Source organism: Desulfoplanes sp. (assembly GCF_054921335.1).
In genome coordinates, this window is record NZ_JBUDSQ010000081.1 from 1 (window position 1) to 11654 (window position 11654).

An 11654-nucleotide genomic window follows, 5' to 3' on the forward strand; every position below is an offset into this window, starting at 1 on the left:
CCTATCCCTTAAATCTTAACCCTTAAAACCATCCTCCCCATGTCCAAACTCCTTGAAGTCAAAAACCTGGTGGTCAAATTCGGTCTCCGTTTCGGTGACCTGACAGCGCTCAACGATATTACCTTTTCCCTGGACCGGGGTGAGCGGATGGGGCTTGTGGGCGAATCCGGCGCGGGCAAATCCGTGGCCGGTTTTTCCATAATCAACCTGATCAGCCAACCCGGATTCATCGATTCCGGTGAAATCTTTTTCGAAGGTGAAGAGATCAGCCATTATCCTCTGGAAAAGATGCGCCATTTGCGCGGGAACCGAATCAGTATGATCTTTCAGGACCCCATGATGACCTTGAACCCGGTCCTGACCGTCGGCACCCAGATGGTCGAAACAATCCTGGCCCACAAGCGCATGTCCAGGAAAGAAGCCGAAGCGATCGCCGTCGAAAAGTTGAGCAACGTATACATTCCGTCGCCTGAAAAACGGCTCAGCCAGTACCCCCATGAGATGTCGGGAGGTATGCGCCAAAGGATCGTCATCGCCATCGCCTTATTGACCAACCCGGGCCTGATCATTGCCGATGAACCGACCACGGCTCTAGACGTGACCATCCAGGCCGAAATCATGGATCTTCTACTCGAACTCTGCGGAACAAAAAAGATGGGCCTCATCCTGATCACCCACGATCTCGGCGTGGTCTCCCAGGTGACCCAAAAAGTGGCGGTCATGTATGCGGGCCGGATTGTTGAAAAGGGGTTGACCGACGACATCATCCACAACCCGAGACATCCGTATACCCAGGGTCTGATCAGCGCCCTGCCCCAGAGTAAACACCGGGGCAACCGTCTCAATCAGATCCCCGGCATGATGCCCAATCTCACCTCCATCCCCAAGGGCTGCGCGTTTAATCCGCGGTGTTCCATCTGCACGGACATCTGCAAAGAGCACGAGCCGGAGTTGCATCCATGCACCGGTGCTAGCGGGATGGTGGCATGTCATTTGGTAAAAAAAGGATAACATATAGAGATTATTTGCTACAGGATAGCCGACACGTTGTGGAACATCTCTACGCTTCATAATGACAACGCAAGGCCCCCAAAAAAAGTTACCACCGTACATCCTGCATCCTATGTCATATATTCTCTATTCTAAATCCTGCATCTTACATCATATATCTTTTATCCTTTATCCTTAATTGCCCATGCAACCAAAACTAACCACTTCCATAGAAAAGATTCTCTCGGTCAAGAACCTGGTCAAGATATTCGATATTTCAGGCGGGTTTCTCGATCAGCTCACCCTCAAGGAGGGGAAACCCCAGCGCATCAAAACCACGGTCAAGGCGGTAAACGACGTCTCCTTCAATATATTTCCCGGGGAGACCTTCAGCGTGGTTGGGGAATCAGGGTGCGGTAAATCGACCCTGGGCAGAACTATTCTGGGCCTCTATCCGCCGACCACCGGCAAGGTTCTGTATCGGGGTGAACGGATAGACAACATCAACCCCAAAGGAATGATCCCCTACCGGGCAAAGATGCAGATGATCTTCCAGGACCCATACGCCTCCCTCAACCCAAGGATGAAGGTCAGGCAAATCCTCCAGGAGCCCGTGGCCTTCCACCGACCGGATAAATCCCCCGTAGAACTTTCGGACAAGGTCGCTGAGATCATGGATCTTGTTGGGGTCGATCCGGCGTGGGCCGACCGGTTTCCCCATGAATTCTCAGGAGGACAGCGCCAGCGGATCAGTATCGCTCGTGCATTGATGGTCGATCCCGAGTTCATCGTTGCCGACGAGCCGATTTCCGCACTTGACGTATCCATCCAGGCCCAGATCCTGAATCTGCTCATGAACGCCCAGGAAAAAAAGGGACTGACCTATCTGTTCATCACCCATGACCTCTCTGTCGTCGAGCATATCAGCACACGTGTCGCTGTCATGTACTTGGGTTCGCTGTGCGAATTGGCCCGCACCGAGGATCTTTTCCAATCTCCGCAACACCCCTATACCCAGGCCCTGTTGAGCGCCATCCCCCGGCTGGGGCACAAGGGACGCAAACATATCAAGCTCATGGGGGAGGTTCCAACCCCCATCAATCTGCCGTCGGGCTGCTTCTTCCACGGCCGCTGCGTGCACGCCGACAAACGGTGCATCAACGAGCGTCCCGAACTGCGCACCCTTGAAAACGGCTCCAAGGTCGCCTGCCACGCGGTACAGGAAGGAAGGATCTAACCCACCATGGGGGCCCGATTTTATCCTGGACCGCACAGGGATGGACACGGGAACGTGGCCCATGGACCATACAAGATCCTTGTTTCCATGCCCACCCTTCCCCGGATCATATCCCGTCCAGGCAGCCTATCCTATGGCCGGGAATTACCAGGATCTCCCTCCACATCCTGTTTTCCTGAAGCCCCGGCGTGGTCCTGCTTGACCTTGTCCATGGCCATACCTATTTTAGTCAGCAATTCTGTAGAATCCACCGATTTGACCACATAGTAGTCCGCTGCAATAGATTTAAAATCTTGCTGAAAACTATCGTAGGCGGTGCACAGAATGACCGGGATTTTTTGGTCCTCCCGTCGGATTTCCTGTAGAAGATCAAGACCGGACCGTTCCGGACCCAGCTTGATGTCCAGGACAACAACATCCGGCCCTTCGGATTCGATCAGCGGGACAATCTCGTCGCTCCCGTCCGAAACAGCTACCAGATATCCGGCGCTTTCCAGTTCTTCCTGGTAGAGCATCCGGATATGGGGTTCATCGTCAACCACAAGAACTTTCTGTTTTAGCATCATCGACTCTCCGGCTTTTTTTCATGGTTACACCCTGCTACCCCGGGTCGAAAAAACATACAACCCATGAGCGAAAAATCGCTCCAAACCACCATATGACAGAGGGACCAGGGTTCCCATACCAGATGCATACCCCTGGTTCAACGAAAACCTACACCCCGGAGATATCCAAAGAAATGGTAGATGTAGTCATCGAACCGGATGGGACCAAACACGTCTTTCCCAAAATTACTTCCGTGCTCCAACTCCTGAACAAACTCAAACGCAAACCCGGGAACGTCCTGGTCATCCGCGACGGCGGATTGCTCACCCCGGACCAAAAAATCGGCCACAACGGCACGATCATCGTCCGTGATGTCGTCTCGAGGGGATAGAACATGAAATGCAAGAGATGCAAACAACCAGCCGTCGTGGCTTTGCCAAGCCACAACACGGCCTTTTGCAGGGAATGCTACCTCATTTTCTTTGCACGACAGATAGAACGGGCCATCCATTCCCACCGGATGTTCTCCAAAGAAGACAAACTCCTCGTAGCCATCAGCGGGGGCAAGGATTCCCTGGCCGTTACCTGGCAACTCAAACAACTCGGCTACGATGTCTCCGGTCTGCACCTTGATCTGGGTATAGGCACGTCATCGAATATAGCCCGGACTATCTCGCAAGGATTCTGCGACCGGTTCGACATTCCTCTGGAAATTATCGAATTTTCCCGCCATGGCCTGGCCATTCCCGGGGTCAGGGAGAGGGTCAAACGCCCCATCTGCTCGGTATGTGGTCAACTCAAACGCTACTTCTTCAATAAGACCGCTGTCCAGGGAGGGTACACGGTTCTGGTCACCGGACACAATCTGGATGACGAAGTGGCCCGGTTGTTCTCCAACGTTCTGGCATGGGACCCGACCTATCTGGCAAGCCAGGGACCGGTTCTCCCCAGGGAGAACGGATTTGTCCAGAAGGTGAAACCCCTTTGCACCGTCTCTGAGTTTGAAACCGCCAATCTCTGTTTCCTAGCCGGGATCGAATACGGCTACCACCCCTGTCCTTTCAGCAAAAAGGCCAGTTTCACCACCTACAAGCACCTATTGAACCAGCTCGAGGAATCCCAGCCCGGACGCAAACGCAGTTTTTATCAAAAATTTCTCGACCAGGGGCGTCCGCACTTCCAGGATACCAGGGAAAATTCCTCGCCCCTCCACCCCTGCCCACAATGCGGTTTCCCCACCTCCTCGCCCGAAGGCGAACCCTGCGGCCCCTGCCGTATTCAAGGATACATGCTCAAGGAATGATACCCCACTCACTCGGGATAGCCGCCATTTCCAGACACTCCTTCCGATGGCACGGTTTTTTTCAGTCCTGAGATGCCGTTGTCTCTTTTCCCCCCACCCCGGCGCGGGCCGGGACCTTGGAATCCATGCAACACGCCAGGATTCCCAAGAGAGCACCGGGCACAGAAAAATCCCGGCTCCGGTCACGTGTCATGTAGCGCGGCCCTCTGCCTTCTGCCCTCTATCCCCCATCAAGGGCACCCTCGCACACCTAGCGACCCTCCCATCTTGCCCTTCCGTCCCATAATGTTTCAAAGTGTACCACAAACCCGTTCCGCCATACGTTCCGTTTTGTCTTTTTTTGGTTTACACGTTTTTTGGATATTTATAATACCCTAAAATTTATGCGTTTTTTTTATGGCACCTTGTTTGCTATTTCACAAGCCGTCCATCAACCATTGTCCTACACGGCGTATGAACCCGAAAGTCCTCTTTGTCGAAACCGACAGAACCTTTGCACTCCACCTCTCTTCCAGGCTCAGGGAGCAGGATATCCTGGTTACGGAACACATCGGGGTCAACGGGGTGATCGATCATCTCCGGAACGAGCCTTGCGGGATCGTGCTCATCGACATGGAGCGGGTAAAAGGGGAGGGCATCGCCCTTATCAAGATGATTAAAAAAGCTTTTCCCCGCAAAGAAATCATATTACTGACCAATCCGGAGCAGGTATCCCTGTCCATAGAGGCCATGAAGGTCGGCCCGTTTGAAGAACTCTACCTTCCCCTGGATACGCGGACATTGGTAAAAACCATACGACAGGCCCAGCAACGCTTGGAAAGCTCGAATACCGAGCCGTCAATACAGTACAATCGCTTCTATAATGGAGGAGGTCTAACGTGAAAACAACCAAGGTCAAGGAACTCATGGTTCCTATCGGAGAATACGCGCAACTCGATGAGACCCGAACCCTTTACGACGCCATCGTGACGTTGCGCAGCCTCCAAAAAGAAAAAAAGGAAAACCTGCATACCAGCGTACTTATCGTGACCCAAGAGGGAGATATCGCCACCATGCTGACGATATTGGACATCTTCCGCTTCATGGAGCCCAAGTACAAGGAAGTCCAGGAGATCGACCTTTCCAGGTTCGGCATGCAGCCTGGTTATGTCGAAGAAATGCTCGAATCCTATGACCTCTGGGCCAATCCCCTGGAGGACTTCTGTCGTAAGACCGGCCAGGTTTTCCTGAAAGACATAAACCGGAAAATGATCCCCAGAGACGTCATCGAATCCAATGCAACGCTGGATACAGCGGTCCACCGCATGATTGTGGACAACAAACACTCCCTGCTGGTGAAAGAAAAAAACAAATTTGTGGGGGTACTCCGCTCCTTCGATATCTTCAGAAGATTTTGTGAAGCCATTGACCAATGCGAAATTTCTTGACGCATAGCATAGACAAGAATGATCATTCACCCCAAACAAGCAAGGAGAAATAAATAATGACTGCAGCAAAAACCGGTGGAATTGAATGGAGCCGGATTTTTTTCATCCTACTTGGTGTTACCCTGTTCACCGTTGTCTACTACTGTCCACCCTGGCCGGACGCGGTCAACCCGATAACCGGAGACCACATCGTCCTGAGCAAGGAAGGCAAGGGGGCCCTGGCCGTGTTTTTACTCGCCGGTATCTGGTGGGTCTTTGAGGTTGTACCCATCGGCATCACCAGTCTAACCATCGGGGTTCTCCAGGCCATGTTCCATGTCCGTGACGCCAAAGTGGCCTTCAAGGATTTTATGGACCCTTCGGTCCTGTTCATCTTTGCATCCCTGATCATCGGTGCAGTGTTCACCAAAACCGGATTGACCAAACGTCTGGCCTATAAAATGCTCATGGTCGTCGGCGAAAAGACGAGCATGATCTATCTGGGCTGCTTCATCGTCACGGCCGCCATGACCCACGTCATGGCCCACACGGCCGTGGCCGCAACCATATACCCTCTGCTGTTGACCATCTATGCAATGTACGGCGAAGGCGACAAACCGACCAAATTCGGTAAGGGATTGTTCATGGGTATGGCCTACGTGGCCGGCGCCGGAAGCATCGTCACCCTGCTCGGGGCGGCCCGCGGCGCCGTGGCTATCGGTTTCTTCAAGGAGATCATCCACACGGACATCACTTTTTTTCAGCTGACCTATTACATGGCCCCCATCGGCTGGCTCATGGTCTTTCTCCTGTGGGGCTTCTTCATGATCATGTTCAAGCCAGAAAGGAAGACGATACCCGGCCTGCGCGAAAAGGCCCGTGAGCTCAACTCGGTCCTCGGCCCCATGACCCGGGACGAAATCCTGGCCGCGGTCATTGTCGGCGGTGTCATCCTGGTCATGTCTCTCCGGTCCTTTGTTCCCGAACTCAAGGCCATCGACAAGACCGCCATCATTCTGGTCTCGACCATCCTCTTCTATGTGCTGAAGATTCTGGACATCAAGAACCTGGAAGATGTTCCCTGGAACATCATCCTCCTCTTCGCCGGGGCCATGAGCATCGGTTTCTGTCTCTGGCAGACGGGCGCGGCCGAATGGCTGGCCATCAACTGGCTAAACATGTTCAAGGATTCCCATTGGTTCGTCTTTGTCATGTCCATCGCCTTCTTTGTCATGATGATGACCAACTTCATCATGAACGTGGCCGCCATCGCCATTTCCCTACCGGTCGCCCTGGTCATCGCGCCCTTCCTGCACGTGGCCCCGGAAGTCATCCTGTTCTCCTCCCTGGTGACCGCAGGTATGCCCTTCCTGCTCCTGGTGGGAGCGGCTCCCAACGCCATCGCCTACGACTCAAAACAGTTTACAACCGGGGAATTCTTCATGTACGGAGTTCCTGCCAGCATACTGCTCATGGCCGTGGTCGGTCTGGCCGTCTATGTGATCTGGCCGCTGATGGGCATGCCCATCATCATCCCATAATCCTCAACAAAAATCGGCAAGAGAAATAAAGCCACGGAAGGCCCTCCTGCCTTCCGTGGTTCTTGTTATCCCTCAACGACAAACCGACGCGATGGAACGCCAAGGAGGCTCATGGAACACTTACGCCAACTCACCCGACGTATCGTCAACCGGATCAACATCAACCTACGCGGCCCCAAGGTAGACTGCGGCCCCTACGCCCTTGATCTCATCCCGGAAGAAAAATTCGCCCAGTTCTATGCGTTCTACGGGCTTTCACCGGACCTGCCCATGCACTTACGATTCAAAGGTTCCTGCCTGGCCGGAAGCTACTTTTTAGGCCGATGCAACGCGGAGCACTCCCTGATCTACAAAACCGACATCCGTGGAGACGAATTCAAGCGCAGGGGCACGGAGTTCAATTACGAGGGGCTGCGCATCCCCCTGCACCATGACGAAAAGGTGATCATCCGGGACAGTTTCCTGGTCAAGACACTGGTGCACAATTTCTCCCACGATCCGGAGAACCTGGAAGAATTCCGCATCCAGAACACCCTGTCTCTCCATTATGCCAACATCCACGGCGCACCCATGGAGGGCGCTTTCCTGGGACCTTTTGCCACGGTGGACCTCACATCACTGCACGACTGCGTCGTCGGTACCTTTGCCTACGTCCAGGTCGGCGAGCTCTCCCACGAATGGATAGAGCCGGGCATGGTCTGGGTCCGTTCCGAGGGGAGTTTCGATTTCAGATACCGTTTTCCCCTGGAACCGTTGAAAAAATATATCGACCTCCAGCCCAACAAACGTCCCACGGGCATCCTGTTCGATTTTGTGGAGTCCAGGAAACAAGAGTTTGAATCCATCTATTGTCGGGTCCAGAACCAACCCCCCTTCTCAACCAAGGGGGCATCGGTCAGTCCCTATGCCGTGGTAAAACCCAAGACATCGATCGGTGAGAACGTCCTCGTCGCTCAGCGGGCATATATTGAGAACTCGTCTCTGGGACGCGGCTCCAATGCCCAAGAAAATTGCTACATCATCGACTCGACCCTCGGAGGGAACAACGTCACCGCCCATGGGGGAAAAATCATCAACTCTGTCCTCGGGAACAATGTATTCGTCGGCTTCAATGCGTTCCTGCACGGGAAGAAAAATGCCGCTGTGACTATTGGCAAGGATTCGATCATCATGCCCCATGCGGTCATCGATGCCGAGGAACCCGTGGTCATCCCGGAAAACACCGTGGCCTGGGGCCTGATAACCTGTCAGGAAGATCTCGAGCAGAACAGCGTCTCCCTCGACAAACTTGCTCAAGTGGACGGCAAGCTGGAACTCGGGTCCATGGTTTTCCAGGGCAGCGGCAAAACCTTCGTGGATGCGTTCAAGCACCGGATCACGCACATCCTCGAGGCCAACGGGGCCTTTTACAGCGGACAGGATATGGCCGGACACGCCCAGAAGGGACAGGACATCTCCTTCAACATCATCCAGCCCTATGCCGAAGGACCGCTCCGTGGCATGTACCCGACAATGGACATCACCCATCTCGATGGCTAGTCCCGCAAACAGCAATCCTTGTGGCCAATCCACATCCACCCCTAACATATCCCCAACGTGGAGTCCCATATGCCCAAAACAGTCGCTCAGGCATTGAACAAAAACCTTCTGGGAAATTCCCCGGACTGGTACAAGCTGACCATTATCGGTTTTCTGGTCGCCAATCCGGTTCTCCTGATGACCCTCGGTCCATTCATCACCGGCTGGATCCTCATCGGAGAATTCATATTCACCCTGGCCATGGCCCTGAAATGTTATCCGCTGCCGGCAGGCGGTCTACTGGCCATCGAGGCCGTGGCCCTCGGCATGACCTCGCCAGAAGCCGTATACAAGGAAGCGGCCCACAATTTTCCGGTGATCATGCTCCTCATGTTCATGGTCGCGGGCATCTATTTCATGAAGGATCTGCTCCAGTATACTTTTACCAAGATCCTGATCAAGGTAAAATCCAAAATCTGGCTGTCCCTGCTCTTTTGCTTCGCCGGGGCCTTTCTTTCTGCCTTTCTGGACGCCCTGACCGTGACGGCCGTGATCATCGCCGTGGCCTACGGGTTTTACGAGATCTACCATACCCATTGCACGGGCGGTTCCTGTTCCCTGAGCGAGGACGAAAGCATTGTCGACCAGAACCGGCTCGACCTGCGTCAATTCCGCGGCTTCCTCCGCAATCTCATGATGCACGGTGCCGTTGGCACGGCCCTCGGCGGGGTGATGACCATTGTGGGTGAGCCCCAGAACCTGCTCATCGGCCATGTCATGGATTGGCACTTTGCCGACTTCTTCATCAGGGTAGCCCCGGTGTCCGTGCCGGTTCTCTTTGTTGGCCTTATGACCTGCGTTCTCCTGGAAAAACTCTCTATTTTCGGTTATGGATTCAAACTCCCTATCAATGTTCGGGCCATTCTGGAGAACAGCGCCAGGGAAACCGAGTCAAAAATGACCAAAAAGCACCAGGCCGCCTTGTTCATCCAGGTCTGCGTGGCCATCTTCCTTATCCTGGCCCTGGCCTTCCATCTGGCCGAGGTGGGGATCATCGGGCTGGCCGTCATCGTCCTGCTCACCGCCCTGAACGGTGTCACCGAGGAACACAAGATCGGGCATGCCTTTGAAGAGGCGCTACCGTTCACCGCCCTTCTGGTCGTGTTCTTCGCCATTGTTGCCGTGATCCACGATCAGCACCTGTTCGCCCCGGTCATCCATGCCGTCTTGGAACTCTCGGGCAAAACCCAGCTGGCGGCCTACTATATAGCCAACGGGGTCCTGTCCATGATAAGTGACAACGTCTTCGTGGCCACGGTGTACATCACAGAAACCCAGCAAGCCTTCCTGGCCGGCCAGATCTCCAAAGAACAATTCGATCTGCTGGCCGTGTCCATCAATACCGGCACGAACATTCCCAGCGTGGCCACCCCCAATGGTCAGGCCGCGTTCCTGTTCTTGCTCACATCGGCCCTGGCTCCATTGATCAGGCTTTCCTACGGGGAGATGGTCAAGCTGGCATTCCCCTACACCATCACCATGTCTCTGGCAGGACTTGCCGCAACCATCTGGCTGCTGTAAGGAAGAATGGCCCGTTGCCCCCGTAGCGAGGGAGGCCACATACGCAACGAATCAGCACCAAGGGAGAATACCATGACCAAAGTATCATACGATGTCCGGCTGCAACTCAGCCATGACCACATGGACGCCGCCAAGGAAGCCATTGATAAGCTCTTTGCCATCTGGGAAGAAAACGTCGACCCTGAAGAAATGAGCATGCTCTTTGATATTCAGACGGGTGAAATCCTGTTCGATACCCGGGGGGAACACGACGTCTCCCCGTGGATCACCGACGACACTCCGCTCCTGCTCCATCAACTGGGAAAACTGGCCGTGAACGGGGCCTATGTCCACCACACCATGGACGGCAAGACCCTCAATTTCGCGGTGGGTCCCAACAAACTCGCCCGGCAACAGGCCCTGGAGATGGCCCACATCCGCAAGGCCATCTATTCCCTGAACGAGGCCGTTGAATACCTACCCGACGAGTACAAGCCCCAGGTTGAAGAACTGGTGACCACATTACGGAATCTGTACAAATAGGGGGCCCATAAGACGAAAAAGCATACCCCCCATACCTCCCAACCCTCCACCACAAAAAAAGGACAATATCCATCCAGGATGTTGTCCTTTTTTTGTTCCCTATGGAACAATACCGGCAAACGGTAAAAAATCCGCTCCGGCCCGACCGGAAAACATACCAGTTTTTTATTGCCAGTCAGGCATCGATTCCGTAATAGTTCCCTATTTATTTTGATCAACCACAGGAAGGGGCATCCGGCCCCTTCTCCAGGGCAAGGCCCCACAACGGGGCCAAACGTAGAGTAGTATTGGTACAACAATGAAAAAGCGAGGTACAACAATGGATGTTTCAAAATGTATGAAGACCAAACTCATCCTGGCCAGCCCAGAATGCGACTACAAACGCCTACTTTGTAAAATCGCCTCCCCCATGCCCAGACAGGTGTATATCGTTGACGGGGAGTATCGACTCCTGGGCATCGTTTCCGCCGTGGACCTGCTCAAACAGATCATGCCTTCGTACATGAATTCGGATCTCGCACGATCCATCACCGACGGTGCTGATTTTCTGCAAAAAAAAGTGGAGAAGGTGAAGGACAGACTGGCCGGGGACATCATGGTCAAGGATTTTGTCTTTCTGCGCCCACACCACCAACTTCTCGAAGCCGATGCCTTGATTGTCGAAAAGGGATTCAACACCCTGCCGGTACTGGACGACCAAGGAAAGCTTTTGGGCGAGGTCACCCGCCGGGACATTCTTCTGCGTCTCGTGGACAGCTGTCTCATGTTCGACCACGAAGATACCGAACTCGTCGACCTGGCCACGGTATGACTCCTACCTGAAAAAGATCCGCCCGGATCATCCTTCCATCTTCCGAGAGGCCCTCGCCCGCAAAAGACATTCCGAACATTTGGTGCAGACGTTCGGCCCATCGTCCCGGGATATGCAACACGCCCTCGGGACCGTAGTACATGCAACGGCAATCCCCGGAGACGTCTGGCGGACCGATCCTACAGGGGGGACCCTGCCG

Annotated in this window: 12 protein-coding genes; 11 read left to right on the top strand and 1 reads right to left on the bottom strand. The window is 54.0% G+C overall.

The window, feature by feature from the left end:
• The first annotated feature begins 39 nt into the window (after positions 1–39).
• A complete protein-coding gene (locus tag ACY692_RS12725; RefSeq protein WP_462325750.1) occupies positions 40–1011 on the top strand; it encodes an ABC transporter ATP-binding protein in 972 nt (323 codons plus the stop codon).
• Positions 1012–1195: 184 nt separating this feature from the next.
• On the top strand, positions 1196–2227 hold the full coding sequence (locus ACY692_RS12730) for an ABC transporter ATP-binding protein (protein WP_462325751.1): 1032 nt from the start codon (positions 1196–1198) through the stop codon (positions 2225–2227).
• Positions 2228–2358: 131 nt separating this feature from the next.
• Here the strand turns inward: ACY692_RS12730 and ACY692_RS12735 are convergent, their stop codons facing one another.
• Positions 2359–2790, bottom strand: a complete 432-nt coding sequence (locus ACY692_RS12735) for a response regulator (protein WP_462325752.1) — start codon at positions 2788–2790, stop codon at positions 2359–2361.
• 176 nt (positions 2791–2966) lie between these two features.
• Between ACY692_RS12735 and ACY692_RS12740 the strand changes: the two genes are divergently transcribed.
• The 9 genes from ACY692_RS12740 (at position 2967) to ACY692_RS12780 (ending at position 11455) form a co-directional block, all read left to right on the top strand.
• A complete protein-coding gene (locus tag ACY692_RS12740) occupies positions 2967–3164 on the top strand; it encodes a hypothetical protein (RefSeq protein WP_462325753.1) in 198 nt (65 codons plus the stop codon).
• Between the two features lie 3 nt (positions 3165–3167).
• A complete protein-coding gene (locus ACY692_RS12745; RefSeq protein ID WP_462325754.1) occupies positions 3168–4076 on the top strand; it encodes an ATP-binding protein in 909 nt (302 codons plus the stop codon).
• A gap of 453 nt (positions 4077–4529) precedes the next feature.
• On the top strand, positions 4530–4958 hold the full coding sequence (locus tag ACY692_RS12750; RefSeq protein ID WP_462325755.1) for a response regulator: 429 nt from the start codon (positions 4530–4532) through the stop codon (positions 4956–4958).
• Positions 4955–5503 (top strand): CBS domain-containing protein, encoded by a 549-nt coding sequence (locus tag ACY692_RS12755; RefSeq protein WP_462325756.1) that lies wholly within the window; start codon positions 4955–4957, stop codon positions 5501–5503. The genes ACY692_RS12750 and ACY692_RS12755 overlap by 4 nt, the downstream gene beginning before the upstream one ends.
• A gap of 56 nt (positions 5504–5559) precedes the next feature.
• Entirely contained in the window at positions 5560–7023 is a 1464-nt protein-coding gene (locus tag ACY692_RS12760) for an SLC13 family permease (RefSeq protein ID WP_462325757.1), read from the top strand.
• Between the two features lie 111 nt (positions 7024–7134).
• Positions 7135–8562, top strand: a complete 1428-nt coding sequence (locus tag ACY692_RS12765; RefSeq protein ID WP_462325758.1) for a transferase — start codon at positions 7135–7137, stop codon at positions 8560–8562.
• A 69-nt stretch (positions 8563–8631) separates the two neighbouring features.
• Positions 8632–10122, top strand: coding sequence for a sodium/proton antiporter NhaB (nhaB, locus tag ACY692_RS12770; RefSeq protein ID WP_462325759.1), 1491 nt, complete (start codon positions 8632–8634; stop codon positions 10120–10122).
• Between the two features lie 72 nt (positions 10123–10194).
• Positions 10195–10644 carry a hypothetical protein gene (locus tag ACY692_RS12775; protein WP_462325760.1) on the top strand — a complete coding sequence of 150 codons (450 nt, stop codon included), beginning with the start codon at positions 10195–10197 and terminating at the stop codon, positions 10642–10644.
• Positions 10645–10981: 337 nt separating this feature from the next.
• Positions 10982–11455, top strand: coding sequence for a CBS domain-containing protein (locus ACY692_RS12780; RefSeq protein ID WP_462325761.1), 474 nt, complete (start codon positions 10982–10984; stop codon positions 11453–11455).
• Positions 11456–11654 lie beyond the last annotated feature (199 nt).